The sequence below is a fragment of the Nonomuraea lactucae genome, assembly GCF_003313395.1.
Lineage (GTDB): Bacteria > Actinomycetota > Actinomycetes > Streptosporangiales > Streptosporangiaceae > Nonomuraea > Nonomuraea lactucae.
The window spans coordinates 1-26,280 of record NZ_QNFZ01001050.1; the positions used below are offsets into that span (position 1 = coordinate 1).

Annotated in this window: 22 protein-coding genes and 1 pseudogene; 9 read left to right on the forward strand and 14 right to left on the reverse strand. The window is 71.0% G+C overall.

The annotated features are described in order from the left end of the window. The 5 genes from DQW85_RS40380 to DQW85_RS40400 form a co-directional block, all read right to left on the reverse strand. Positions 1-1,322, reverse strand: a 1,322-nt coding sequence (locus tag DQW85_RS40380; RefSeq protein ID WP_275888302.1) for a PEP/pyruvate-binding domain-containing protein, incomplete at its 3' end; no start/stop codon positions are given. A 100-nt stretch (positions 1,323-1,422) separates the two neighbouring features. Then, entirely contained in the window at positions 1,423-2,367 is a 945-nt protein-coding gene (locus DQW85_RS40385; protein WP_205315780.1) for an alkaline phosphatase family protein, read from the reverse strand. Continuing rightward, a complete protein-coding gene (locus tag DQW85_RS40390; RefSeq protein ID WP_113705030.1) occupies positions 2,364-3,146 on the reverse strand; it encodes a sugar phosphate isomerase/epimerase family protein in 783 nt (260 codons plus the stop codon). The genes DQW85_RS40385 and DQW85_RS40390 overlap by 4 nt, the downstream gene beginning before the upstream one ends. A gap of 191 nt (positions 3,147-3,337) precedes the next feature. Beyond that, positions 3,338-4,327, reverse strand: coding sequence for a LacI family DNA-binding transcriptional regulator (locus DQW85_RS40395; RefSeq protein ID WP_113705012.1), 990 nt, complete (start codon positions 4,325-4,327; stop codon positions 3,338-3,340). Between the two features lie 79 nt (positions 4,328-4,406). After that, positions 4,407-5,399: a hypothetical protein gene (locus DQW85_RS40400; RefSeq protein ID WP_113705013.1), complete on the reverse strand. Its 993-nt coding sequence runs from the start codon at positions 5,397-5,399 to the stop codon at positions 4,407-4,409. 228 nt (positions 5,400-5,627) lie between these two features. Here DQW85_RS40400 and DQW85_RS40405 point away from each other — a divergent pair, with 228 nt between their 5' ends. From DQW85_RS40405 to DQW85_RS40415, 3 genes are all read left to right on the forward strand, one after another. Further along, positions 5,628-6,791, forward strand: coding sequence for a thiolase family protein (locus DQW85_RS40405; protein ID WP_205315783.1), 1,164 nt, complete (start codon positions 5,628-5,630; stop codon positions 6,789-6,791). Next, entirely contained in the window at positions 6,788-8,881 is a 2,094-nt protein-coding gene (locus DQW85_RS40410; protein ID WP_113705015.1) for a 3-hydroxyacyl-CoA dehydrogenase NAD-binding domain-containing protein, read from the forward strand. Before DQW85_RS40405 ends, DQW85_RS40410 begins: the two co-directional genes overlap by 4 nt. 212 nt (positions 8,882-9,093) lie before the next feature. After that, positions 9,094-9,474: an SSI family serine proteinase inhibitor gene (locus DQW85_RS40415; protein WP_205315781.1), complete on the forward strand. Its 381-nt coding sequence runs from the start codon at positions 9,094-9,096 to the stop codon at positions 9,472-9,474. A 9-nt stretch (positions 9,475-9,483) separates the two neighbouring features. Here the strand turns inward: DQW85_RS40415 and DQW85_RS40420 are convergent, their stop codons facing one another. Together DQW85_RS40420 and dxs are read right to left on the reverse strand one after the other, a co-directional pair. After that, positions 9,484-10,959, reverse strand: a complete 1,476-nt coding sequence (locus DQW85_RS40420; protein WP_205315782.1) for an amino acid permease — start codon at positions 10,957-10,959, stop codon at positions 9,484-9,486. 54 nt (positions 10,960-11,013) lie between these two features. Next, positions 11,014-12,900 carry a 1-deoxy-D-xylulose-5-phosphate synthase gene (gene dxs, locus DQW85_RS40425; protein ID WP_113705017.1) on the reverse strand — a complete coding sequence of 629 codons (1,887 nt, stop codon included), beginning with the start codon at positions 12,898-12,900 and terminating at the stop codon, positions 11,014-11,016. A 147-nt stretch (positions 12,901-13,047) separates the two neighbouring features. Here dxs and DQW85_RS40430 point away from each other — a divergent pair, with 147 nt between their 5' ends. Continuing rightward, complete coding sequence (locus tag DQW85_RS40430) at positions 13,048-13,872, forward strand: neutral zinc metallopeptidase (protein WP_240197738.1); 825 nt, start codon at positions 13,048-13,050, stop codon at positions 13,870-13,872. 191 nt (positions 13,873-14,063) lie between these two features. Continuing rightward, a complete protein-coding gene (locus DQW85_RS40435) occupies positions 14,064-14,816 on the forward strand; it encodes a neutral zinc metallopeptidase (RefSeq protein WP_113705019.1) in 753 nt (250 codons plus the stop codon). On the opposite strand, the gene DQW85_RS40440 is transcribed toward DQW85_RS40435, so the two are convergent. The 5 genes from DQW85_RS40440 to DQW85_RS40460 form a co-directional block, all read right to left on the reverse strand. After that, the gene (locus DQW85_RS40440; RefSeq protein WP_113705020.1) at positions 14,813-16,027 is read right to left on the reverse strand and encodes an ROK family transcriptional regulator; all 1,215 of its coding nucleotides are present in this window, start codon (positions 16,025-16,027) and stop codon (positions 14,813-14,815) included. The two genes, DQW85_RS40435 and DQW85_RS40440, sit on opposite strands and share 4 nt — an antisense overlap. A 32-nt stretch (positions 16,028-16,059) precedes the next feature. Further along, on the reverse strand, positions 16,060-17,322 hold the full coding sequence (locus tag DQW85_RS40445; protein ID WP_113705021.1) for a sugar ABC transporter permease: 1,263 nt from the start codon (positions 17,320-17,322) through the stop codon (positions 16,060-16,062). Next, complete coding sequence (locus tag DQW85_RS40450) at positions 17,319-18,083, reverse strand: ATP-binding cassette domain-containing protein (RefSeq protein ID WP_113705022.1); 765 nt, start codon at positions 18,081-18,083, stop codon at positions 17,319-17,321. Before DQW85_RS40450 ends, DQW85_RS40445 begins: the two co-directional genes overlap by 4 nt. A 112-nt stretch (positions 18,084-18,195) precedes the next feature. Continuing rightward, positions 18,196-19,296: a sugar ABC transporter substrate-binding protein gene (locus DQW85_RS40455; protein WP_338043453.1), complete on the reverse strand. Its 1,101-nt coding sequence runs from the start codon at positions 19,294-19,296 to the stop codon at positions 18,196-18,198. Positions 19,297-19,510: 214 nt separating this feature from the next. Then, a complete protein-coding gene (locus DQW85_RS40460; protein WP_113705024.1) occupies positions 19,511-20,236 on the reverse strand; it encodes a sulfite exporter TauE/SafE family protein in 726 nt (241 codons plus the stop codon). A gap of 100 nt (positions 20,237-20,336) precedes the next feature. Here DQW85_RS40460 and DQW85_RS40465 point away from each other — a divergent pair, with 100 nt between their 5' ends. From DQW85_RS40465 to DQW85_RS40475, 3 genes are all read left to right on the forward strand, one after another. After that, complete coding sequence (locus DQW85_RS40465) at positions 20,337-20,663, forward strand: ribbon-helix-helix protein, CopG family (protein ID WP_162795769.1); 327 nt, start codon at positions 20,337-20,339, stop codon at positions 20,661-20,663. After that, complete coding sequence (locus DQW85_RS40470) at positions 20,644-20,976, forward strand: type II toxin-antitoxin system PemK/MazF family toxin (RefSeq protein ID WP_113705026.1); 333 nt, start codon at positions 20,644-20,646, stop codon at positions 20,974-20,976. Before DQW85_RS40465 ends, DQW85_RS40470 begins: the two co-directional genes overlap by 20 nt. A 91-nt stretch (positions 20,977-21,067) precedes the next feature. Continuing rightward, the gene (locus tag DQW85_RS40475) at positions 21,068-21,946 is read left to right on the forward strand and encodes a neutral zinc metallopeptidase (protein ID WP_240197739.1); all 879 of its coding nucleotides are present in this window, start codon (positions 21,068-21,070) and stop codon (positions 21,944-21,946) included. 79 nt (positions 21,947-22,025) lie between these two features. Here DQW85_RS40475 and acnA read toward each other — a convergent pair whose 3' ends face one another. Together acnA and DQW85_RS40485 are read right to left on the reverse strand one after the other, a co-directional pair. Continuing rightward, the gene (acnA, locus tag DQW85_RS40480; RefSeq protein ID WP_113705028.1) at positions 22,026-24,797 is read right to left on the reverse strand and encodes an aconitate hydratase AcnA; all 2,772 of its coding nucleotides are present in this window, start codon (positions 24,795-24,797) and stop codon (positions 22,026-22,028) included. A gap of 143 nt (positions 24,798-24,940) precedes the next feature. Next, positions 24,941-25,669, reverse strand: a complete 729-nt coding sequence (locus DQW85_RS40485) for a metal-dependent hydrolase (RefSeq protein ID WP_113705029.1) — start codon at positions 25,667-25,669, stop codon at positions 24,941-24,943. A 329-nt stretch (positions 25,670-25,998) separates the two neighbouring features. Here DQW85_RS40485 and DQW85_RS46245 point away from each other — a divergent pair. After that, positions 25,999-26,280 (forward strand): annotated as a pseudogene (locus DQW85_RS46245) (PadR family transcriptional regulator); the annotation flags it as partial.

Here is a 26,280-nt window from a genome sequence, read left to right on the forward strand (position 1 = left end):
AGCACGCGGGCCGGGGCGTGGACGCGGCGGGCGAAGCGGGCGACCCCGCGCAGGACGGGGCGGCGCGAGGTGTGCACCACCGGCAGCCTGGGGTCGGCGAAGAGCCGGTCCAGGACGGCGGCCGTCCTGGCCTCGCCCAGCGTCAGCAGCCTCGGCAGGATCGCGCGGCCGGCCCTGCTGCGCACCGCGGTCGTCAGGTCGATCCACAGGCGCCCGCCCGACGCGGCCATGAACGCGGGCCCGTCCCTCATCTCCGCCGGGCCGTACCCGAACAGCCGGGCCGCCCCGGAGCCCGCCAGCCGGAACGCCGCCAGCCCCATCGGCGTGACCGGACCCATGACGCCCTGGGCGACGTTGAAGCTGAAGTAGACCCTCAGGCCCTCGCGAGTGGTCTCGGGCAGCGGGTAGAGCGTGGTGATGGGCCGGGCCTGGGTGAGCCAGAGCGTGCCGTCGCCGTCGATCGCCCACTCCGTGTCCTGCGGCGCCCCGTACAGTCCCTCGACGCGCGCGCCCAGCTCGGCCAGGTCCCGCACCTGAGCGTCGGTCAGGCACAGGCCCCGGGCCGTCGGCCCGGGCACGTCCTCGACGCGCTCGGTGCCGCCGCCGGGCAGGGAGCGGACGGCGAGCCGCTTGTCGCCCTCGTGCCGTTCGAGGATCCGGCCGGTGGCGGTGTCGACGACGAAGCGGTCGGGGTTCACGGCGCCGGAGACCACGGCCTCGCCAAGGCCGGGGGCCGCGTCGATGACCGCCTCGTGGCGTCTGCCCGTCACCGGGTTGGCGGTGAACATCACCCCGGCCACCCGGGCGTCCACCATGACCTGGACGACCACCGCGAGCCGCACGCCGGCGTGGTCGATGCCGTTGGAGTCGCGGTAGGCGACGGCCCGGTCGGTCCAGAGCGACGCCCAGCAGCGGCGGACGGCGTCGAGCACGGCGTCGGGGCCGACGACGTTCAGGTAGGTGTCCTGCTGCCCGGCGAAGCTGGCGAACGGCAGGTCCTCGGCCGTGGCCGAGGAGCGCACCGCGACCGGCCCGCCGCCGAGCCCGGCGTACGCCTCCATGACGACCTTGGCCACCTTGTCTGGCACCGGCGTCTCCAGCAGCCGCGAGCGGGCGGCCGCTGCCAGGCCGGGCCCGCCCTCGGCGACGACCTCCGCCAGCCCCGCCGCCTCCGCCACCTGGCGGTAGGCCTCGGTGGTGAGCGTCCAGCCCGGTGGGACGGGCAGGCCCGCTCGGGTCAGCTCGCCGAGGTTGGCGGCCTTGCCGCCGACCTCGGCGAGCATCCCGGCGTCGATCTCGGAGAACAGCAGTGCCGTGTTCATCGTTCACACCCCAGGCGTTCGTCGTCCCGTCACGAGTGTGACCCGTGACGAGACGAAATTCAACACCTGATGAACAACGCGGCGGGTCGCCGGCCGGGCGTCAGAACCGCAGCGCCTCCCCGTCCCACTCCCAGGCCGGGTCCGGCTCGACGCCGAACACGGCGAGCACGGTGGGCGCCACGTCCACCAGCCTCGGCGCGCCGAGGGACGCGCCGCCGAGGTCGTCTCCCAGGCGGTTGGCGATGACGAACACCGTGCGCTCGGCGGCGGAGACACCGCCGTGGCCACCCTCGTCCACGTGGCCGTGGTCGGTCGTGATCAGCACGGTCCAGCGTTCGGCGGCGAACGACGGCCGCGCGCGGATCGCGTCGAGCATCGCGCCGAGCTGGGTGTCCTGGGTGAAGAGCGCGTCGGTGAACTCCTGGCAGTGGGGACCGAGCTCGTGGGCGACCTCGTCGGTGTCGCCGAGGTACACGAACGTCAGGTCCGGGTCCGCGCCCGCCAGATGCTCGCGGGCCGCCTCGGCCACCTGCCGGTCGGCGGCGGACCAGGAGGAGTGGCCGTAGCCGTCGAACACCACGCGGGTGTCGATGGCCGTGCTGAAGGTGGCGTGCTCGTCGAGCGCGGGCCAGGAGAAGAACGCGGAGGTGGCCAGCTCGGGCCGCGCCTCCTTGACCCGGGTCAAGAAGTCCGGATATTTCGCGTACTGTGCGCCGACGAAGTTGTTGTCCACGACACCGTGCTTGTCCGGCCACACCCCCGTCGCGATCGACGACCAGCCCGGGCCCGAGTCGCTCCACGCCCGGATGACCCTCCCGTCATGATCGGGGACGGTCGCGGCTGAGAGGGCGTTCGCGAGCGCGGCCCTCTCCGGCACGACCTCGCCGGGGGACTCGGTGCGGGTCCCGTCGTCCTCGCCGTACGGGAGCAGGCTGGTGCCGTACGCGCCGGTCGACATCAGCGTGTCGAGCACGGGCGGGCGCAGGGCGGTCAGCCGGTCGAAGCGCAGGCCGTCCATCCCGACGACCAGGACCTTGCCCCTCATCGGGCGGCCTTGCCGAAGCGCCGGACCCAGGTGGCGGCACCCGGGAGGATCTCCTCGACCGGGGCGACGTCGGGATACCAGGTCCGCTCCCATTCGAGCGACACCCACCCGTCGTAGCCCGCCTCGCCCAGCAACTCGCCGCACTCGTCCAGCGGCACCGAGCCGGCCCCCATGGGCACCGGCGTCTTGTCCTCCGCCGACACGGCGTCCTTGACCTGCACGTACGCCAGCCAGGACCCGAGAGCGGCGAACGTGTCGGCGGGCGACTCGCCGTTGCGCCACGGGTGCAGCAGATCCCACAGCGCACCGGTCGTGCCGGGGCAGGCGGCCTCGTCGAGGAGCCCGGCCACCGCCGCTCCGGTGGGCATGAGATCGTGCGTCTCGACGAGCACCTTCAGGCCGAGGTCGCCGGCCGTACCGGAGACGGCCTTGAGGCGGCGCGCGCCCACGGTCGCGTCCTCACCGCGCGGGAAGACCCGCACGCCGGGCGCGCCGAGGTCGGCGGCGAGCTCCAGGTCGCCGAGGAGCTGCCCGACCACGGGCCCGTCCGGGCCCGGCTCGCACACCCGCGTATAGCCGGCCAGCGCCGCGATCTCCAGCCCCGCGTCCTCCACCCGCGCGCGCACCGACCGCCGCTCGTCCGGGTCGAGGTCCCGGTGCACGCCGGTGTCGGGGTGCAGGCGGAGCTCCAGGCCCTGGCACCCGTGCTCCGTGGCCACCTCGATCGCTCTGTCGAGCCCCTCGCCCGGCATCCCGAGCGTGCTGACCGCCAGCTTCACCGCGCCTCCCGCGTCCCGTTCCAGCACAAGGTCCCGCTCGCGATCGAGTGGGACTCATCAGACATCACGTACGCTATCGGGCAGATCTCGCCCGGCACCATCGGACGAGCCGGACCGGAAAGCGCTCACGCGCGGGACGCACCAACGCGCGGGACGCACCGGATGCCGCGTGCGCCGTCGAGCGGGACCCGTCAGAGGCGGCGGACGCTCTCCCGCAGGACCACCTCTCCGGCGACGCGCTCCACGACCGCCCGCTCCCCCGCGCCGAGCGCCAGCTCCAGCGCCAGAGCCCCCATGTCCGTCAGCGGCAACCGTACGGTCGTCAGCGCGGGCACGTGGTCGCGCAGCGTGACGATGTCGTCGAAGCCCGCCACCGACACGTCGTCCGGCACCCGGACGCCCTGCTCCCGGTAGGCGGCCAGCGCCCCCACGGCCATCACGTCGTTGACCGCGAATACGCACGTCGCGTCGCGCGACTGCCGCGCCGCCGCGTAGCCGCCGTCGCGGTCGAACGGCCCGTGGAGGATCCGCGGCTCGGGCAGCCCGAGCTCCTCCAGCGCCGCGGCGAAGCCGGCGCACCGGTCGCGAGCGGTCATCAGGTTGGGCGGTCCGGCCAGCACCGCGAAGCGGGTGTGGCCGAGCCCGGCCAGTGACCGGGCGAGGGCCGCGCCGCCCTCGTAGTTCGCGGGCGCCACGGTGTCGACGCCCAGGAGGTCCTGGCCGACGCAGGCGACCCGGCCGCCGCTGGCCCGGTAGCGTTCGAGCTCGTGGCGCAGCCGCGCGGTGACCTCAGGGTCGTCCACGCGCGACCCGGCCAGCAGCACGGCGCGCACGCGCTGGGCGTTCAGGGTCGCCACGTAGGCGATCTCCTGCTCGGGGTCGCGGTGCGTCGTGCCCACCATGACGAGCAGGCCCTCCCCCGCGGCGGCGCGCATGGCGCCGTCGGCGAGCGCGGCGAAGTAGGGGTCGGTCAGGTCGTGCACCACGATGCCGATGACGTTGCTGGCCCCGCGGGCCAGTGTCTGGGCCGCCATGTTGGCGCGGTAGCCGAGCTCGTCGGCGGCCCGCTCCACCCGCGCGCGGAGGGCGGCGCCCACCTGGCGGGTGCTGCCGTTGAGCACGCGCGAGGCGGTCGCGAGCGAGACGCCCGCCTGTCTGGCGACGTCTTCCAGCGTGACCACGACACCTCCCCGGAAAGCGGTTTCCCAGTCTGCCAGACCGGCTCCCGGGAACGCATCCTTACACGCCCCGGGCGCGGCGTCAGCTCCAGGGGAACAGGATGTCGATCAGCCCCTTCTCGCTCTTGGTCGGGGTGGGCGCCGGCGCCTGGGTGGCGGGCGGCTGGGTCGACTGCGTCGGCTGGCTCGTCGGCTGCTTCTGCTCGGTGCCCGTCTGCCGCTCGGCGCCGGTCTTCTCGACGCCGTCGGGCACCGGCGTGGCCCGGCCGCTCTGCCTGGCGGTGGGCTCGCCGATGCGGGTCGGCGTGGCCCGCGGCGTGGGCGTCCGCTCCGCCCGGGTCTTGACGTCCGCCGGCGTGGGGGCGGTGGTCTGCGACGCGCTGCGGTCCGGCGTCGAGGAGACGACCGGCTCGTCCTGGCCCTGGTCCGTGTCCTCCGGGGTGGGCGACTCGGGGGGCGGCGCGCTCACCTGCCCGACGCCGGCGCAGCGGTCCCCCGCGCACGGGTCGTCGGACGACGTGCCGGACAGCAGCCAGCCGGCGCCCGCACCGGCCAGGACGACCGCGGCGGCGGCCACCAGCAGCACCTTGGTGCGGCGGCGCACCTCCTTGTCGCCCGGAGCGGGGTCGTCCCCGGCGTCGGTCCAGCCGGAGCCGAGGAAGCCGCGCCGGGTCTCCCGTGGCTCGTCGCCGGCCGAGGCCTCGTAGCTCGCGTCGAGCGGGAGATAGGTGGGGTCGTGCCGCCGCTCGCCGTCGCCGGCATCGTCGACGTCGTCGCCGTCCTCATCGGCGGGGGCATAGAGGGCTGTCGCGTCCTGCGTGTGGTGGGCGCCGCTGTCGGCGTCGGCGTAGCCGGCCGAATCATCGGCCGCTCCGTCCTGGGAGGCGTACGGCTCCGGGGCCGCGCCCTCCGTCGGCATGATGTAGGTCTCGTTGCCGGAGACCACGATGGCGGGCTGCTCGTCGGTGTCGTCGGTGCTCCACCGCGGCGACAGGACGTCTCCGGTCAACTCCGGGTTCAGCGGCCTCCCCTGGCCATCCTCGTACGACCTGTCGTTCTCGTCGCGCGCCACCATTGACCCTCTCCAGTACGACTCCAGACTGTCACCTTTACTAACAGAGCCAACCCGCAGTTGTCCGGATATTTCGCACCATCACCACAAATTGTTGCCGACCCCTTACACATCACCCGTCTCGCCCGTTTCACGAGGTCCCCTGGACGGCAACTAGTTACTGGCGAGTAGCATAGGCTCGACAGCTGTCCAGCAACGAGGAGCGAATCCGTGCCTTCCTCTCGTGACGTCGTGTTCGTCGACGGCGTGCGCACGCCGTTCGGCCGGTCCGGGCCGAAAGGACTGTACGCGGAGACCCGCGCCGACGATCTCGTCGTGCGCGTCATCCGCGAGTTGATCCGGCGCAACCCCAACCTGCCACCGGAGCGGGTGGACGAGGTCGCCATCGCCGCCACCACGCAGATCGGCGACCAGGGCCTGACCATCGGCCGCTCGGCGGCGGTGCTGGCCGGGCTGCCGAAGTCCGTGCCCGGCTACGCGATCGACCGCATGTGCGCGGGCGCCATGACCGCGGTCACCACCGTCGCGGGCGGCATCGCGTTCGGCGCGTACGACGTCGCCATCGCGGGCGGCGTCGAGCACATGGGCCGGCACCCGATGGGCGAGGGCGTGGACCCCAACCCGCGCTTCCTGTCGGAGAAGCTCGTCGACCCGAGCGCGCTCGTCATGGGCATGACGGCCGAGAACCTGCACGACCGCTATCCGTCCATCACCAAGGAGCGCGCCGACGCCTACGCGGTGCTCTCCCAGGAGAAGGTGGCCAAGGCGTACGCCGACGGCAGGATCCAGCCCGACCTGGTCCCGACCGCCGTCAGGACGGCCGAGAAGGGCTGGGGCCTCGCGGTCGACGACGAGGGTCCCCGGCCCGGCACCACGATGGAGGCCCTGAGCGGGCTGAAGACGCCGTTCCGCCCGCACGGCCACGTCACGGCGGGCAACTCCTCCGGCATCAACGACGGCGCGACGGGCTGCGTCGTGGCCGCCCGCGAGGTCGCCGACGAGCTGGGCCTGGCGCCGAAGATGCGGCTGGTGTCCTACGCCTTCGCCGGGGTGGATCCCGAGGTGATGGGCGTGGGCCCGATCCCGTCCACCGAGCGGGCGCTGCGCCTGGCGGGGCTGTCCGTCTCCGACATCGGGCTGTTCGAGATCAACGAGGCGTTCGCCGTGCAGGTGCTGGCCTTCCTGGAGCACTTCGGCATCGCCGACGACGATGCCCGGGTCAACCCCTACGGTGGCGCCATCGCCTTCGGCCACCCGCTGGCCTCCTCGGGCGTGCGGCTGATGACGCAGCTCGCGCGCCAGTTCGGCGAGCGCCCCGACGTTCGCTACGGCATCACCACCATGTGCGTCGGCATGGGCATGGGCGGCACCGTGATCTGGGAGAACCTGGCATGAACAATGTTGAGACCTGGCGGGCGCTGCTGAGCGAGCGCGGCACCGACGAAGTCGTCACCAAGGCGCTGGTGCGAGACGTGGAGCTGCCCGGCGGCGCGGGCACGATGGCGCTCATCACGCTGGACAACGGCTTCGACCACACCAAGCCCAGCACGTTCGGCCCGCACGGCCTGTTCGCGCTGAACGGCGCGCTGTCGGAGATCGCCGCCCGCACCGACCTGGTCGCGGTCGGCGTCACCGGCAAGCCGTTCGTCTTCGCCGTCGGCGCCGACCTCAAGGCCGCCGCGGCCGTCACCTCGCGCGAGGAGGCGCTGGCGATCGGCGCGCTGGGGCACCACGTGTTCCGCCGGCTGGGCGAGCTGCCGATCCCGTCGTTCGCCTTGGTGAACGGCGCGGCGATGGGCGGCGGCCTGGAGGTCGCGCTGCACTGCACCTACCGGACGATCTCCTCCGGCGTCCCGGCGGTGGCGCTGCCCGAGTGCTTCCTCGGCCTCGTGCCCGGGTGGGGCGGCACGCAGTTGCTGCCCCGCCTGATCGGCCCGGCCGCCGCGCTCAAGCTGATCATCGAGAATCCGCTCTCGCAGAACCGCATGATCAAGGGCGCTCAGGCGTTCGAGCTGGGCGTCGCCGACGCGATCTTCGAGCCGGCGGACTTCCTGGAGGAGTCACTGCGCTGGGCCGCCCGGGTCGTCAAGGGCGAGGTCGCGCCCGAGCGCGCCTCCCACGACGGCGACGACTGGGACAAGGCCGTGGCCGACGCCCGGTTCCTCGTGGACATGAAGCTGCGCGGCGCCTCCCCCGCCCCCTACCGGGCGCTCGACCTCGTCACGCTGGCCCGCACCGCCTCGCGCGACGAGGGCTTCGCCGCCGAGGACGAGGCGCTCGCCGACCTGCTGATGGGCGACGAGCTGCGGGCCGGCCTGTACGCCTTCGACCTGGTGCAGCGCCGGGCCAAGCGCCCGGCGGGCGCCCCGGACGCGTCACTGGCCCGCAAGGTGACCAAGGTCGGCGTGGTGGGGGCGGGCCTGATGGCCTCGCAGATGGCTCTGCTGTTCGCCCGCCGGCTGGAGGTGCCGGTCGTGCTGACGGACCTCGACCAGTCCCGGCTCGACAAGGGTGTGGCGAACGTGCACGCCGAGGTCGACAAGCTGCTGGCCAAGGGCCGCGTCTCCGGCGACCAGGCCAACCGGCTCAAGGCACTGGTGACCGGCTCGCTGACCAAGGACGCCTTCGCCGACGCCGACTTCGTCATCGAGGCCGTGTTCGAGGACATGGCGGTCAAGAAGAAGGTGTTCGCCGAGGTCGAGGCGGTGGTCCCGGCCGAGTGCACGCTGGCCACCAACACCTCGTCGCTGTCGCTGACCGAGATGGGCGCGGAGCTGAGGCACCCGGAGCGGCTGGTCGGCTTTCACTTCTTCAACCCGGTCGCCGTCATGCCGCTTCTGGAGATCGTCAAGGGCGCCGCGACGGACGACGCGACGCTGGCCACGGCGTTCGCCGTGGGCAGGTCGCTCAAGAAGTCGGCCGTGCTGGTCAAGGACGCCCCGGCGTTCGTGGTGAACCGGCTGCTCCTCCGGTACATGGGCGAGGTCGTCGCCGCAGTGGACGAGGGCACGCCGCTGGAGACGGCCGAGCACGCGCTGGACGACCTCGGGCTGCCGATGACGCCGTACGCGCTGCTCCAGCTCGTCGGCCCGGCGGTCGGGCTGCACGTGGCCGAGACGCTGCACGCCGCGTTCCCCGAGCGGTTCGGGGTCTCGGCGAACATGGCCAAGCTGGTCGCCTCCGGCAAGCCGGGCGTCTACGCGCCCGACTTCACGCTCGACCCCGAGGCCGTGGCCCTGTTCGCGGGCGGCGGCTCGCCGTCCACGTCCGAGGAGGTGCGGCGGCGGGTGCTGGAGGCGCTGGCCGAGGAGATCCGGATCATGCTGGACGAGGGCGTGGTCGCCGCGGCCCAGGACATCGACCTGTGCGTGATCCTGGGGGCGGGCTGGCCGTTCCACCTCGGCGGCATCACGCCGTTCCTGGACAGGTCCGGCATCGCCCGCCCCCGCTTCCTGGAGCCGGGCGTCGCATCGGTGCCCGCCTGACCGGCGCAGGCGAAAGGGGGCAAAAGGGGGCCCGCCCGGCGGGTCCCCTTTTCTGCGTCCTTTGCCCGGTGGCCGATCACATGGGCGAACCGGGAAACGATCCATGACCGCGGCCGACGAGGCGCCGGGTAACTACACCGTGCACACCGTGCGCATCGTGCGCACCAGCACCATGCGCACCAGGCTCTCGTGCTCCGATGGAGAGGACACGCATGAGATCGATCACGACAACGGCGTTGTGCGGGGCGTTCCTGATGCTCGCCGCGGCACCGGCGGTGGCCGACTGGGGCAACCGGTCGACGACTCTGAAGATCACTGTGACGGCGGCCGGGCAGGCTCCCCGGACCTACACGCTCAACTGCGACCCCGACGGGGGGGACCACCCCGATCCGGCAAGGGCCTGCGCGCTGCTGCGCAGCGCCGGGGGCAAGCTGGGCGCCCTCCGGAAGCCGGCCGGCAACTGCGGCTGGGTGTTCCAGCCGTACAAGGTGGGCGTCACGGGCACCTGGCAGGGCAGGAACGTCTCGTACAACGGGACCTACACCAACCTGTGCCGGGCCAAGGCGGCCGGCGCGGGAGTCTTCGCGTTCTGACCGGCCCCGTCAGCCGGGCGGCGCCTGCGGAACGCGCGTCGCCGCCCGGCTGCGTCGGTAGCCGTAGGCGAAGTAGATCACCGCGCCGATGAGCATCCAGATCACGAACCTCAGCCACGTCTCGACCGGCAGGTTGAGCATCAGGTAGAAGCAGGCCAGCACCGACAGGATCGGCAGCAGCGGGACCATCGGCGCGCGGAACGCCCGCGGCAGGTCGGGCCGGGTACGGCGCAGGATGATCACCCCGACGGAGACCACCACGAAGGCGAAGAGCGTGCCGATGTTCACCAGCTCGGCCAGCGCCCCCAGCGAGATGAAGCCCGCCAGCAGCGCCGACACCACCCCGATGATCACGGTGAGCCGGGCGGGGGTGCCGAACCTCGGATGCACCTTCGCCATCGGCCGCGGCAGCAGCCCGTCGCGGCACATGGCGAACAGCACCCGGGTCTGCCCCATCATGAGGATCATCACCACGCTGGTGAGCCCGGCGATGGCGCCGACGCTGATGAGCCCGGCCGCCCACGTCTGGCCGACCGCGGTGAAGGCGTCGGCGAGCGGGGCGGAGGTGCTCAGCTGGGTGTACTTCTGCATGCCCACGACGACCAGCGACACCGCGACGTACAGGACCGTGCAGATGGCCAGCGATCCGATGATGCCGCGCGGCACGTCACGCTGCGGGTGGATGGTCTCCTCGGCGGCGGTGGCGACGATGTCGAAGCCGATGAACGCGAAGAACACGATCGCCGCGGCGGAGAAGATGCCGATGACGCCGAACGAGACGGGCGTCAGCCCGAACAGCACCTGGATGAGCGGCGCCTTCAGCCCGGCCACCTGCTCCGTGGGCACCGGCGGCGGGATGAACGGCGAGTAGTTGGCCGGCTTCACGAAGAACAGTCCCGCCACGATGACCAGCAGGATCACGGCGACCTTGATGGCCACGATGACCTCGTTGACGCGCGAGGACAGCTTGATGCCGGCCACGAGCACCGCGGTGAGGATCAGCACGACGACCATCGCGGGCACGTTCACCACGGGGTCGTCGCCGGCGATCGAGGCGGGCAGCGGCAGGCCGATCGAGGACATCAGCGCACCGAAGTAGCCGGACCAGCCGACGGCGACCACCGCGGCCGCCAGCGCCATCTCCAGCATCAGATCCCAGCCGATGATCCAGGCGGGGAACTCGCCGAGGGTGGCGTAGGAGAAGGTGTAGGCGGAGCCCGCCACCGGGATCGTCGAGGCGAACTCCGCGTAGCACAGGGCGGCCAGGCCGCACACGACGCCCGCCACGACGAACGAGAGGGCCACGGCCGGACCGGCCGTCAGCTTGGCGACCTGGCCGGTCAGCACGAAGATGCCGGTGCCGATGATCACCCCGATGCCGAAGACCGTCAGGTCCACGGCGGTCAGCCGCTTGCGCAGTTGGTGCTCGGGGGCCTCGGTGTCCCTGATGGACTGCTCAACGGATTTGGTGCGAAGGATGTCCACGATCTGAGACCATTCCCACACCTCAGGTGATCATGCACGCGCACTCGCGACTGCTCAGCGACGGGCGGGCGGCGTGTCGATCGGCAGGCTCCGCCTGGCGACCGCCTCGGTGATCTGGCGGGCGAGGTCCTGGCCGGTGAGCCCGATCCGGCCTAGGATCGCGGCCCGCTTGGCGTGGTCGAGGAAGCGCTGCGGGATGCCGAAGGTGCGTACGGGCACGTCGACGTCGGCGTCGCGCAGCAGGCGGGCCACCGCGTCACCGACGCCGCCGACCCTGCCGTTGTCCTCGACGACGGCGACCAGCCGGTGCGCGCCCGCCGCCAGGGCGAGGGCCTCGTCGAGCGGCTTGACCCAGCGCGGGTCGACGACGGTGGCCGAGATGCCCTGGGCGTCGAGCAGCGCCGCGGCGTCCAGGCAGACCTGGGCCATGGGGCCGACGCCGACCAGCAGCACGTCGGGCTCGCCGGGACCGGCGAGCAGCACGTCCATCTCGCCGAGCCTGCCCACCGCGTCGACCGGCTCGGCGACCGGGCCCTTGGGGAAGCGGAGCACCGTGGGCCCGTCGGAGACGGCCACCGCCTCGCCGAGCAGCTCGGTCAGCCGCTCGCCGTCGCGCGGCACCGCGATGCGCAGGCCGGGCACCACCTGCAGGACCGACAGGTCCCACATGCCGTTGTGGCTGGCGCCGTCGTCGCCGGTGACGCCCGCGCGGTCGAGCACCACGGTGACCGGCAGCCGGTGCAGCGCCACGTCCATGAGGAGCTGGTCGAAGGCGCGGTTGAGGAAGGTCGCGTAGACGGCCACGACCGGATGCAGCCCGCCGAGCGCGAGGCCGGCGGCGCTGGTGAGCGCGTGCTGCTCGGCGATGCCGACGTCGTAGACGCGCTCGGGGTAGGCCTCGGCGAACGCGGCCAGGCCGGTCGGGTGGAGCATGGCCGCGGTGATCGCGACGATGTCGTCGCGCTCCTTGCCGAGCCTGACCAGCTCCTCGCTGAACACGTTGGTCCAGATGCGGCCCTTCGGCTTCTCCGCCCCGGTGAGCCGGTCGAAGGCGCCGGGCGAGTGGAACTGGTCCTCGTCGTGGTTCTCGGCGGGAGAGTAGCCGCGGCCCTTCTGGGTGAGCGCGTGCACGATGACGGGGCCTCGGAAGTCGCGGGCCTTGCGCAGCGCCGCCTCCATGGCCTGCTCGTCGTGGCCGTCGATGGGGCCGACGTACTTGAGGCCGAGGTCCTCGAACATCACCTGCGGCGCCAGGACGTCCTTGACGCCCTTCTTGAACCCGTGGAGCGCGTCGTAGAGGACCGGTACGTTGCCGATCTTCTCCTTGACGTAGTCGAGGAAGTCCTCGTAGCGGCGGGTGACGCGGAGCTTGGACAGGTGGGAGGCGATGCCGCCGATCGTCGGGGAGTAGGAGCGGCCGTTGTCGTTTACCACGATGACGACCGGCAGGTCCTTGACGGCCGCGATGTTGTTGAGCGCCTCCCAGGCCATGCCGCCGGTCAGCGCGCCGTCGCCGATCACGGCGACGACCGTGCGGTCGCGCTCGCCGCGCAGCTTGAACGCCTTGGCCAGGCCGTCGGCGTAGGACAGCGCGGTGGAGGCGTGGGAGTTCTCGACGAGGTCGTGCTCGGACTCGGCCTGGCTCGGGTAGCCGGACAGGCCGCCCTCCTGCTTCAGCGCGCCGAAGCCGGCGGCCCGCCCGGTGAGCAGCTTGTGCACGTACGCCTGGTGGCCGGTGTCCCAGACGATGGGGTCGCGCGGGGAGTCGAACACCCGGTGGACGGCGATCGTCAGCTCGACCACGCCCAGGTTGGGCCCTAGATGACCGCCGAACCTGGAGCAGCAGTCGACGAGCAGGTCGCGGATCTCGCCCGCCAGCACCGGCAGCTGCTCGGCATCGAGCCGTTTGACGTCGTGCGGTCCCTCAACCGAGCCCAGCAACCCGCTCACGGAAGCGATCCCCTCTGCCACTTTGCGCCGACGGGTTGAAGTCTAGTTCGTGGACGCGTAGCTGACCCCATCAAGTCAATTGCACCCATATTTGTACGATCTTGACCTAGTCTTTCCCTCACTATGAACACTCTCCCCATGAGGAAACTGACGACACTCGCGGCCGCCGGCGTGCTGATCTCGCTGGTGGGCGCGGGTACCGCGTCAGCGCAAGCCCAGCCCGTGACCACCCGTTCGGAGCAGCGGCCGGTGGCCGCGCCGCCGCGGGGCAAGGCCGCCGCGACGGCCAACCCGCTGTACAAGACGGGGCGGCTGGCGAGCTCCAACTGCTCGCCGGGCAGCCTGCCGAGGGGCAGCACCGCCGCGTACAAGCGTTTCCTGACCAGGGTGACCGGCTGCCTGAACAGGTCGTGGTCCACCCAGTTCCGCAAGGCCCGGCTCTCGTTCAGCAAGCCCCGGCTGCGCATCATCACCCGCAAGGTGCGCACCCCCTGCGGCACGTGGAACCCCGGCGCGGACGGCGTCTACTGCTCCACCGACCGCACGATGTACATGCTGATCACCCGCACCCAGCTCCGGAACCCGTTCGCGCTGGGCATCACCCGCCTGATGGCCCACGAGTACGGCCACCACGTGCAGCAGATCTCCGGCATCTGGAACTACTGGGCGGTCGCCAGGGCCTCGGCCGGCACGTCGGGCCGGCTGCTGCTGTCCCGCCGCTCGGAGCTGCAGGCCGAGTGCTTCTCCTCGGTCTTCATGAGCTCGGTCAGGGACACCCTGCCCGTGGACCCGGCCCAGTGGGACGCCACCGTCGAGTGGTTCCGCAAGAACGGCCACAAGGGCTGGACGCAGAACGACCACGGCAAGGGCTCGACGCAGGCGTTCTGGATGAACCGCGGCTTCAACTCGGGCTCGCCCGGGGCCTGCAACACCTGGTCCGTGTCGCCCAGGTACGTCGCCTAGCCGCACCCGGGCCGCGCGTACCTCGGCCACACGACCAGCGCGGTCGTGCCGCTCCGGGCACGACCGCGCCGCCGCCTGCGGCCAGGCACGGCGGCTACGCGAGGCAATGTAGAGGACTGGCCAACAAACCCCCACGAACTGGTCTAGTATCCGCGATCGTGCGTATTCCCCTTCTCGCAGCATCTGTCTGCATGACCGTGGGTCTGACCCTTTCGGGTACGGCCGGCGCGGAGGCCGCCCAGCCCAGCGCCGGGGCCACGGTCGCTGCACCACCGGCCGTCCTGGCCAGTAACAAGATCTACCGGTCCGGCAGCACCTCGCCCCAGTCGTGCTCGGTCGCCGGCATCCGCGAGGGCAGCGTGGCGTCGGTCAAGGCGTTCCACCGGGCCATGGCCCGCTGCGCGGACCGCTTCTGGGCCACTCGCTTCAAGGCGGCCGGCCTGCGCTACAGCTCCCCGAGGATCGCGATCACCACGGGCAGCTCGTCCGTCTGCGGGAAGATCACCAGCAACGGCGCGCAGTACTGCCCCATGCAGCGCACGGTGGCGATCCGGATCATGAAGCGGGACGTGCGCGATCCGTTCAGGATGAACATCGCCCACTCGGTCGCGCACGAGTGGGGCCACCACGTGCAGCAGCTCACCGGCATGCTCGACGAGCAGAACCGGCAGTACTGGCGCGCCCGCGGCACCGCCCGCTCCATCGTCAGCCACCGCCTGGAGATGCAGGCCGAGTGCTTCGCCGGCGTCTTCTACAGCGCCACGCTCGACTCGATCGACCCCGGGATCACCTGGGCGGAGTGGATCGACGCGGTCGGCGAGGCCAGCGAGAGCAAGGTGCACGGCAAGCCGCGCAACCTCGCCTACTGGCAGAACCGCGGCTACCGCGGCGGCTCGGCCCGCTTCTGCAACACCTGGACGGCCTCGCCCTCGCGCGTCGCCTAGCCCTGCACCCGGGCCAGCGCCTCCAGGGGGTCGGCGAGCACGTGGGCGAAGGCCAGCTCGGCCGCGCCCACGAGCGTCGCGTCGTCGGCCAGCGATGAGGTTCGTAAACGCAGCTTCTCGCGCTGCGGCGCCATGGCGTGCAGCGCGAGCCTGGTGCGCACCTGAGCCGCCGAGCCCAGGTAGACCTCCCGGAGCATGCCCCCGAAGACGACCATCTCGGGGTTGAAGATGTTGACCAGGTTGGCGACGCCGAGGCCGAGCCAGTCGCCCACCCGCTTGAGCGCCTCCTGCGCCCTGATGTCGCCCCGGTCGGCGGCGTCGACCACGGCCCGCACGGCCTCGCGGCCCTGGTGGGCGTCAGGGTGGGGGTTGAGCCGGCCGGCCGCCTCGAGCAGCGCCCGCTCCCCCACCTCCGCCTCCAGGCAGCCGGACGAGCCGCAGCCGCAGGCCCGCCCGCCCGGGTTGACGACCATGTGGCCGACCTCGCCGCCGTAGCCCTCGTGGCCGCCCAGCAGGTGGCCGCCCGCGATGATGCCGCCGCCGATGCCGACGTCGCCGTGCAGGTAGAGCAGGTCGCGCACGGCCATGCCGACGCCGCGGCTGTGCTCGGCCAGCGCCGCCAGGTTGGCGTCGTTGCCGACGCTGACCGGCAGCCCGAGGCCGAGCCTGCGGCCCAGCTCCTCGCCGAACGGCACCTCCTCCGCCTGCAGGTTGGGGCCGAACCTGATCACGCCGTCGCCCTTGCGCACGCCGCCGGAGACCGCCGCGGCGGCGCCCACGCAGACCGTGTCGTCGCGGGTCTTGCGCCGCATCTGCCTGGCGAACCCGGCCAGCATCCCGGCCAGCTCCTCCAGCTCGAACGGGCCGCGCCGCCGTGCGACCTCCCTGCGATCGAGGATCGCCCCGCCCAGCCCCACGCGGGCCACCGCCAGCCGGTCGGGACCGACGTCGAAGGCGAAGACGTACACCCGCGACGACTCGGGGCGCACGACCAGCGAGGGCCGGCCGGCGCGGCCGGTCTCGCGGGGCAGCTCCTCGCGCACCAGCCCGGCGGCGGTGAGGTCGGACGTGAGCGCCATGATGGTGCTGCGGTTGAGGCCCATCCTGGTGGTGAGCTCGGCCCGCGAGATCGGCCCGCCCAGGTGGACATGGCGCAGCAGGGCGCCGAGGTTGTGGCGCCTGATGTCCTCCTGGGAAGGGCCGGCACGCATCGTCTGTGAATCCTTGGGGTGGGAGTCGATGCTCACCTTAGACCAGCGGCGGAGGCCCTCTTACGGGCGATGGCGTCGACGCCGGCGGCGAGCAGCAGCACGAACCCGGTCACCAGGTACTTGACGCTGGCGCCGTACTGCATCAGGGCCATGCCGTTGTCGATGACGGCGATGACCGCGCCGCCGAGGACGGCGTCGAGCACCCGGCCCTTGCCGCCGAACAGGCTGGTGCCGCCGATCACGGCCGCGCCCACCGCGTACAGCAGCACGGAGCTGCCGCCGGTGTTCGGGTCGACCGAGCTGGCCCTGGACGCGGCGATGATGCCGCCCACCGCGGCCATCGACGAGCAGATCATGAACGCGGAGACCTTGATCCGGTCCACCCCGATGCCGGCCCGGCGGGCCGCCTCGGCGTTGCCGCCCACGGCGTACAGGTGCCGGCCGAACCCGGTGCGACGCAGCACGAACGTCCACAGGACCAGCAGCGCGACGATGATCGGCACGACGATGGGCACGCCCTTGAGCGAGGCGAACGCCGGGTTGAAGCTGCGCTCCAGGTTCAGCGCGTAGACGGCGGCCCCGCCGATCACGGCCAGCGAGCCGACCCGGGCCGCGATCAGCGAGAGCGGGTCGGCCACCAGGCCGCGCGCGGCCCGCTTGCGCGCCCGCACGATCTGGACGAGCGCGTAGATCGCGACGCACCCGGCGTACAGCGCCCAGCCGAGCGCGGGCGGAAGGTTCTTCTGCGCGATGGCCTTGATGACCGGGTCGTTGATCGAGATGTTCGTGCCCTCGTGCACCAGCACCAGGACGAGCCCCTGGAAGGCGAGGAACGCGGCGAGCGTCACCACGAACGACGGTATGCCGACCTTGGCCACCAGCGTGCCGAGCACGCTGCCGATGACCGTGCCGGTGAGGATGGCCGCCAGCACGCCCACGTACCAGGGCATGCCCATGTTCGTCACCAGGACCGCGAGGACGGCCGCGCAGACGCCGCTGGTGAAGCCGGCCGACAGGTCGATCTCGCCGAGCAGCAGCACGAACACCAGGCCCATCGCGATCACGGTGATCGCGGCGCCCTGGGTGAACAGGTTGGCGAAGTTGATGGCGGTGAGGAAGGAGGGGCGGGCGATCGCGAAGGCCGTGCAGAGCACGATCAGTCCGAGCACGGCGGGCAGGGCGCCCATGTCGCCGCTGCGCACCCGCTCGGTGTAGGCGCGGACGCTGTGCCCGATCGACGGCTGCCTGACGGCCTCGACTTGTGCCTCGCCGGGAAGTTCCTTGACCTTGCTCATGGGGTGACCCCGTTCTTCAGGCCGAGGTCCCCACTCCGGCCGGCGGTGATCAGTTCGACGACCTGCGCGTGCGTCACGTCGGCGGTCTTGACCTGGGCGGCCATCCTGCCGAGGTAGAGCGCCGCGATCCGGTCGGAGACGGCGAACACGTCGTTCATGTTGTGCGAGATGAGGACCACGGCCAGGCCGGTGTCGGCGAGCCTGCGCACCAGTTCCAGCACCTGCGCGGTCTGGGCGACGCCCAGCGCGGCGGTGGGCTCGTCCAGGATGACGACCTTGCTGTTCCACAGGACGGCCTTGGCGATGGCGACGGTCTGCCGCTGGCCGCCGGACAGGCTGGAGACCTGCTGCCGGATGGACTTGACCGTGCGCACGGACAGGCCGCTCAGGGTCTGCTCGGCGAGCTCCTCCATCGTCGCCTCGTCGAGCACCAGGCCGCTGCGGCGTTCCCTGCCCAGGAACATGTTCTGGACGATGTCGAGGTTGTCGCAGAGCGCCAGGTCCTGGTACACGATCTCGATGCCGAGCTCGCCCGCGTCGCGCGGGCCGTGCACGTGGACGGGGGCGCCGTCGAAGAGCATGTCTCCGGAGTCGATGGGATGGATCCCGCCGATGCACTTGACGAGCGTCGACTTGCCCGCGCCGTTGTCGCCGACGAGCGCGGTGACCTCGCCGGCGTGGGCCTGGAAGTTGACGTCGTGCAGGACTTGCACGGGGCCGAAGCTCTTGTCGACGCCGCGCACTTCGAGCAGGGGGGTCATGGGTCTCCCTCGGTGAGGGGCACGGCCGGGCGCCATGGCGCCGGCCGTACCCCGTTCCGCTTCGTTACTGGGTTCCTGCGTCACCGGATTCCGGGGTCACCGGAGTCCGGGGCTACTGGATTCCCGCGTCCGTGCACTTGGCGGCGAAGTCGCCGGTGCACAGCTCCTCCTTGGTGACATACCCGTCGGCCACCACGTCCTTCACGTTGTCGATGGTGATGGCCTGCGGCTCCAGGAGCTCGGCCGGGACGTTCTGGCCGGTCTCCGGGTCCTTGACGCTACCGGTGGCCTGGGGCTTCTCGCCCTTGGCCAGCGAGACCGCGAGCTTGGCGGCGGCGTCGGCCTCCTTCTTGACGGCCTTGTAGACGGTCATGCACTGGTCGCCCGCGAGGATGTTCTGCAGACCCTGCACGGTCGCGTCCTGGCCGGTGACGGGCACCTTGCCGTTGAGGTTGTTCTTCTTCAGCACGGTGATGGCGGCGTTGCCGAGGCCGTCGTTGGCGGCCAGCACACCGGCGATCTTCGGCTGGCTGGTCAGCATCTGCTCGAAGATCGTGCCGGCCTGGGTGTTGTCCCACTCGGGCACGGCCTGGTCCGGGCCCTTGACGTACTCGCCGGAGTCGAACTTGGGCTTGAGCACGCCGTCGTAGCCCTGCTTGAACAGGGTGGCGTTGTTGTCCGTCGGCGAGCCGTTGAGGTAGGCCACGATCGGCTTCTCGGCCTTCTTCTCGGACAGGCACTTGACGAGGCCCTCGCCCTGGAGGGTCCCGACCTTGCTGTTGTCGAAGCTGACGTAGTAGGCCGCGTTTCCGCCGAGCGTGAGCCGGTCGTAGTCGATGGTCGCCACGCCCTGGGACCTGGCCTTGTCGATCACGGTCTTGCCGGTCCCGCTGTCCAGGTTGACGATCATCAGCACGGTCGCGCCGTTGGTCATCATCTGGTCGGCGATGGTCTGGAAGGCGGTCTTGTCGTTCTGGGCGTTCTGGATGTCGTACTGCACCCCGGCGGCCTTGAACGCCTCTTCCAGGTACTTGCGGTCCGCCGTCTCCCACCGAGCCGAGGACTTGCTGTCGGGCAGGATGACGCCGATCTTGCCGGTCTTCTGCGTCGGCTGTGCCGTGGAACCGGCCGGGGTCTGACCGCTGTCGCCCCCGCAGGCGGTGAGACCAAGGGCGAGCACGGCTGCCGCGGCGGTCATGCTGAGGATCCCCATGCGCATAGTGCAGGGTCCTTTCTTCCGGAGGGGCCCGGATGAATGTTGTTTGCGGCAACGTATTCCCCCGCGGCCTGCTTTGGAAGCCCCAGGCAAGGCGGAGTTTGTTGTTCCGGGTAACAATCCAGAAACGCGCGCTCAACCTGTGCGACTCGCCCGGCCACGTGATGTTCACCTGGCAGTCGCCTAGCAAGCGCTTTCCTGGTGGGCGTCCTCACAGCGCGAGACTCTGCGCGATGAGGAGCACGGCGGAGGCCGTGGCCACCACGAGCACGGCCAGGCGCACCTTGCCCGCGTCCACGTACCTGCGCACCGGCCCGGACACCGCGAACCCGGCGGCCATCGGCACGATCAGGCTCACCCCGACGACCAGTGCCCGCGCGGGCAGGCGGTCGATGAGCGCGAGGACGACCAGTGTCTGCGCCGCGCTCAGGAAGAAGAACATCGCCAGGGTCGCCCTGATCTGCGGCCCCTTCGCGTCCTGGTAGACCAGCGCGATCGGCGGCCCCCCGATGCCCGTGGCGGTGCCGGTGATCCCCGAGACGAACCCGGCGGCGGCGATCGTCGCCCTGTTGCGCGGCACGTGCACAGCCCGCGCGGTCAACGCCACGGCCACGAGCACCATGATGCCCACGAAGACGCCCAGGGTGTAGACGGAAACGTAGACAACAATGACTGCACCGACCACGCTTCCCGGTACCCGCGCCAGGAACGCGAACCCCACCCCACGCCAGTCGGCCCGGCGCCACTCCACGGCGAGCGTGAACAGCGGCATCGTCATGTTCACCACCTGGACCGCCCCGGGCATCAGCCCGGGATCGAGCAGCGCGATCACCGGAGCGGCGACGAGCCCCAGGCCGAAGCCCACACTCCCCTGCACCACCGCACCGGCGAACACCGCCAGCCCACCGACGATCAACACCAACGACTCGTCCGTCATGGGGAAGAGTCAATCAGCCTTACTCTCTGTTGCCGTTCGTGGTGCGAGAGTAATCGCGATGGCGTAGGGTCGGAATAGACGCGGACGTAGTCTCTGGAGTATGAGCATGAAGCCAAAAGCAGCAGCAACGACAATACGCGTCAGCGTCGCGACGAGAGACCGCATCGCCCGAATCGCCCGACAGGAGGGCCGGAGCATGACCGAGGTGCTCAACGAAGCAATCCACGACTACGAACGCAAGCACTTCTGGGAGGAGCTCAACGACCAGATCGAGCGCACCCAGAGAGAGGACCCGGAGTCCTGGGCCGCATACGTCGCCGAGCGCGAGACGCTCGTAGGCCCCCGATCCCGCTCACACCGGATCGCGCCCGAATGGGAGGGCCTCATCACATTCCCCGAGGAGAAAGATGAAGGTAACGCAAGGTGACATCTGGTTCGCCGACTTCGGCGAGCCGACCGGCCGGGAGCAGGGGTTTCCCCGTCCTGTTCTCGTCGTCAGCAACGACCGGCTCAACCACTCGAAGCTGGGGCTGGTCCTGGCCGTTCCACTGACGACGCGTGAGCGCGGTTATCTCACGCACGTCAAGATCGGCCCCGACGGATCGGGACTGCGGAAGACGAGCTGGGCCATGATCGAGCAGGTCCGGGCCATGTCGCCGGAGCGGTTCGAGTTCTACGTCGGTCACGCTCCGGATGAGGTCGTCAACGAGGCCGTCACCGTGCTCAAACGGATGATATGACCATGACCGCCCGGCGAAGTGATAGTTCGCCGGGCGGTTATTCACATCGTGCCAGAGTCGGGCCCGCCGCGCTGCTCTAAGCTCCTTGACCGTGCTCCCCCTCTCCCCCGCCCGCCTCTTCCCCCTCGTGCCCCTCGTGGCGGCCTGCCTCGCCTCCCCGCCGTCCGCGGCGACCGGGCAGCCGACGCCACCGCAGGGGGCCGTGCGAGCGACCATGCGGGAGGCCACGCGGGCGACCGCGCAGGGAGCCGGGCGGGCTGCCGCCCTGGCTCCTCCCGTTCACGGTGCCCGGGTGCCCCGTCCCTTCGCCGGGAGCGGCGAGCTGGCCGCCGCCTCCTGCCCCGAGCCGCCGCTGATCCGGGGGAACGTCCCGAGGACGCGCGAGTACCTGACCGTCATGCTGAAGTGCCTGGACGCGTCCTGGTCCAGGCACTTCGCCCGCGCCGGCCTGCCGTACCGGAAGCCGGTGGCGCGCTTCTACGAGGACCCCGAGCCGCGGGTGTGCGGCGTCCGGTGGCCCTCCAGCGCGTCGGCCTTCTACTGCACCGAACGCGGCACGCTGGTCTTCCTGCTCGCCGGCTGGTGGGTGGAGGGCCGCACGGACCTCTATCCGCTCAAGGTGGCCGCCCACGAGTACGGCCACCACCTGCAGAGCCTGACCGGCCTGCGGCGTCACTACGAGGCGAGGGCGCGCGCCGACCGCGCCCGCCAGCCGGAGCTCGCCCGGCGCTACGAGCTGCAGGCCGACTGCCTGTCGGGGGTGTTCGTCGGCGGCGTGTGGCGCTCCCTGTCCCGCACCGGTGGCGACTGGGCCGCCGTCGTGGAGGCCACCAGGGCGAGCGGTGACGACGACGGCCACCGCAGCCACGGCAAGGGCACCAACCGGGCCTACTGGCTCAAGCGCGGCTTCACCACGCGCTCCCCCGCCGCCTGCGACACCTGGACGGCCCCGGCCGCACGAGTCTCCTGAGGGGATACACGGAAGATCCCGCCGTCCTCGCTGATCAGCGAGGACGGCGGGATCTCGAAGGAGCTGGCGGAGCGGGCGGTTACGCCTTGGCCAGGAGGGAGCGCAGGACGTACTGCATGATCCCCCCGTGCCGGTAGTAGTCGGCCTCGCCCGGCGTGTCGATGCGGACCACCGCGTCGAACTCCACGTCACCGGCCCGCACGCGCACCGTGCGCGGGATGCCGCCCTCGTTGAGCGCCTCCACCCCGGTGATGTCGAACGTCTCCTCGCCCGTCAGCCCGAGCGACTCGGCGGTGGCGCCCTCCGGGAACTGCAGCGGCAGCACGCCCATGCCGATCAGGTTGGAGCGGTGGATGCGCTCGTACGACTCGGCGACGACAGCGCGCACGCCGAGCAGCGCGGTGCCCTTGGCCGCCCAGTCGCGCGACGAGCCCGAGCCGTACTCCTTGCCCGCCAGCACCACCAGCGGCGTCCCGGCGGCGGCGTAGTTGACCGAGGCGTCGTAGATGAACGTCACCGGGGCTTCGGGCTGGGTGAAGTCGCGGGTGTAGCCGCCCTCGGTGCCCGGCGCGATCTGGTTGCGCAGGCGGATGTTGGCGAACGTGCCCCGGATCATCACCTCGTGGTTGCCGCGCCGCGAGCCGTACGAGTTGAAGTCCTTGACCGCGACGCCGTGGGCCTCCAGGTACTGGGCGGCGGGCGTGCCGACCTTGATCGAGCCGGCCGGCGAGATGTGGTCGGTGGTGACGGAGTCGCCCACCTTGACCAGGACCCGCGCGCCGGCGATGTCGGAGACGGGCTCCGGCTGCTCCGGCATCCCGTCGAAGTAGGGGGCCTTGCGGACGTAGGTGGAGTCGGGGTCCCACTCGAAGGTGTCGCCCGTCGGGACGGGCAGCGACCGCCAGTGGTCGTCGCCCTTGAACACGTCGGCGTAGTCGCGCTCGAACATGTCGCGCCCGATCGAGGAGTTGACCACGGCCGAGACCTCTTCGGGCGACGGCCAGATGTCGCGCAGGAACACCGGCTCGCCGTCGGCCCCGGTGCCCAGCGGCTCGGTGTCTAGGTCGATGTCCATGGTCCCGGCCAGCGCGTACGCCACGACGAGCGGCGGCGAGGCCAGGTAGTTCATCTTCACGTCGGGGTTGATGCGGCCCTCGAAGTTGCGGTTGCCGGACAGAACGGCGGTGACCGCGAGGTCGTTGGCCTGGACCGCCTCGGAGATCTCCTCGGGCAGCGGGCCGGAGTTGCCGATGCAGGTCGTGCAGCCGTAGCCGACCAGGTTGAAGCCGATCTTGTCGAGGTACGGCTGGAGCCCCGACCGCTCGAAGTAGCCTGTGACGACCTGCGAGCCCGGGGCCAGGGAGGTCTTCACCCACGGCCTGCGGGTCAGGCCCTTCTCCACGGCGTTGCGCGCCAGGAGCGCCGCGCCGAGCATGACGTACGGGTTGGAGGTGTTGGTGCAGGAGGTGATCGCGGCGATGGCCACGATGCCGTGGTCGATCTCGAACGAGGTGCCGTCGGCCAGCGTGACCGGCACCCTCTTGTGCGGACGCGTGCCGTTGAGCAGGCTGGGGTGCGGCTTGTCGCCGTTGCCGTCGTGGCTGATCGCGGGCGGGTCGGACGCGGGGAACGACTCGTCGGACGCCTCGTCGACCGGGCCCTGCACGCTCGGCGCGTAGTCCTTGACGGCCGCGCGCCAGGCCTTCTTGGCGTCGGAGAGCGCGATGCGGTCCTGCGGACGCTTGGGGCCGGCGATCGACGGGACGACCGTGGACAGGTCGAGCTCGATGTACTCGGAGAAGACCGGCTCGGGCGCGGCCGGGTCGAGCCACAGACCCTGCGCCTTGGCGTACGCCTCGACCAGGGCGATCTGCTCCTCGGAGCGGCCGGTCAGGCGCAGGTAGTCGACGGTCTGGCCGTCGATGGGGAAGATGGCGCAGGTGGAGCCGAACTCGGGGCTCATGTTGCCGATCGTGGCCCGGTCGGCCAGCGGCACGCTGGAGACGCCCTCGCCGTAGAACTCCACGAACTTGCCGACCACGCCGTGCTGGCGCAGGATCTCGGTGATGGTGAGCACCAGGTCGGTGGCGGTGGCGCCGGCGGGCAGTTTGCCGTTCAGCTTGAAGCCGACCACGCGCGGGATCAGCATGGAGATCGGCTGGCCGAGCATCGCGGCCTCGGCCTCGATGCCGCCGACGCCCCAGCCGAGGACGCCGATGCCGTTCTCCATCGTGGTGTGCGAGTCGGTGCCGACGCAGGTGTCGGGGTAGGCCCTGCCGTCGCGGGTCATGACCACGCGGGCGAGGTGCTCGATGTTGACCTGGTGGACGATGCCGGTGCCGGGCGGGACGACCTTGAACTCGTCGAAGGCCGTCTGACCCCAGCGCAGGAACTGGTAGCGCTCGCGGTTGCGCTCGTACTCGCGCTCGACGTTGCGCTGGAAGGCGTCGGGGTGGCCGAAGTAGTCGACGATGACCGAGTGGTCGATGACCATCTCGGCGGGGGCCAGCGGGTTGATGCGGGCCGCGTCGCCGCCCAGGTCGCGTACGGCCTCGCGCATCGTGGCCAGGTCGACCACGCAGGGCACGCCGGTGAAGTCCTGCATGATCACGCGGGCGGGGGTGAACTGGATCTCCACGCTGGGCGCCGCCCCGGGGTCCCAGCCGCCCAGCGCGCTGATGTGGTCAGCCGTGATGTTCGCGCCGTCCTCGGTGCGGAGGAGGTTCTCCAGGAGGATCTTCAGGCTGTACGGGAGGCGGGCAGCGCCCTCGACGGCATCCAGCCGGAAGATCTCATATGACGCGTCTCCGACGCGCAGCGTGTCACGGCTGCCGAAGCTGTTCGCGGACACGGTGATTCGCCTCCTCCATAGACAGTTGCTCAAGTTGAATCCTGCCGCACCGCGGGACAGCTCAGCACGTTAGGTGACCCTAACCGCAGGGTTGCAGCGGATGTCTCGACGTCAAGATATATCCGAAATATCTCGACATCAAGTTAAACGGGGCCGAGCCGGAGGAAGAGCAGCCCGAGGATCGCCACGGACAGCACGGGAGCCAGGATCTTCTGCTCGAACTTCTGGCCGGTCTTGATGCCGATCTTCCATGGCAGCACGAACCTGACCGACATCGGCCAGAGCACCGGACAGCCCTTCTCCGTCATGCAGTCGCCCACCACGTGGATGAAGCAGCCGATGGCCACGGCCAGCCCCAGCCAGGCGTAGCCGACGCCCAGCGACAGGAACACCGCGTACAGCCCGGCGGTCAGGCCGACGTTGATCAGGGCCGAGCCCGCCTTGTTGCCGGGGATCCCGATGCCGATCGCCCGCAGCGCCAGCCCGATGAGCAGCACGACCAGGACGTCACGGCCGATCGGATAGGAACTGGCCAGCCAGTGCGCCCCGAACCCCAGCGCGAGCGCGAAGGCCAGCGAATGGGTGGCGCCCCGGTGCCCGCCGCCCAGCCAGTTGACCGCCTTGCTCAATAACCAGGTCACGGGCCCGAACGTCTGCGCGATCGTCGCGCTGGGATGGTCGAGGTCGGGCAGCATCGCCGCGCCGGCGCAGATGATGGCCCCGGCGAGGAGCTCCGCCGGGCTGAGCGCGTTCGCCATGATCCCGGTCTCGATGTACCGGCTCGAATCCATCACCATCGGCAGCGCCGCGAGCCCAGGCGCCAGCCCCAGCCAGGCGATGGCCCCCGTCATCGCGTGCGTGTGACCCATCATGATCCGGACTGTACGGCAAAGCGCGCGCGCACGGGGCGTCGAGGTGGCGCAGAGGTGACGGAGCGAAGCCACACGACACCAGAACCTGTCCGTGAAAGTCAGGAAACGCAGACGAGGTCGTCTCACGCACCGACAGCACCCCCCAGCCCTGCCGACGCGGAACGACCTCGTCTGATGGAGACAACGACCCCATCCCCGATCGTGTTCCCGTATTTCCGAACTTTTTCGTGATCTGTCTCACTTGCCCCGAGCCGTTGCTAGCGACATGTTGCCGATATATCGTTGAAGCATCTAGAACAGTCGAAAGCTAGTCGAAGTAGGAGATCACTATGACTTCCGCACACGCAGCGAGCGGGCCCTGGCCCGACCCCCGAGAGTTCAAGCAGTTCAAGCGCGCCGCCCGCGACGCCCTCAAGGCGGTGGCCGGAGCGTGGGAGGAGGCGGGACGACGGCACCACAGCCATCACGGGCCGCACCACCACGGGCCGCACGAGGAGAGGCACAGAGGCAGGCGCCCGTTCCCGCCCGAGTTCGGCCGTGGTCCGTGGGGCCCCGGCGGTCCCTGGGGCCCGGGCGGGCCGTGGGGCCACCGCGGCTGGGGCGGCCGGGGC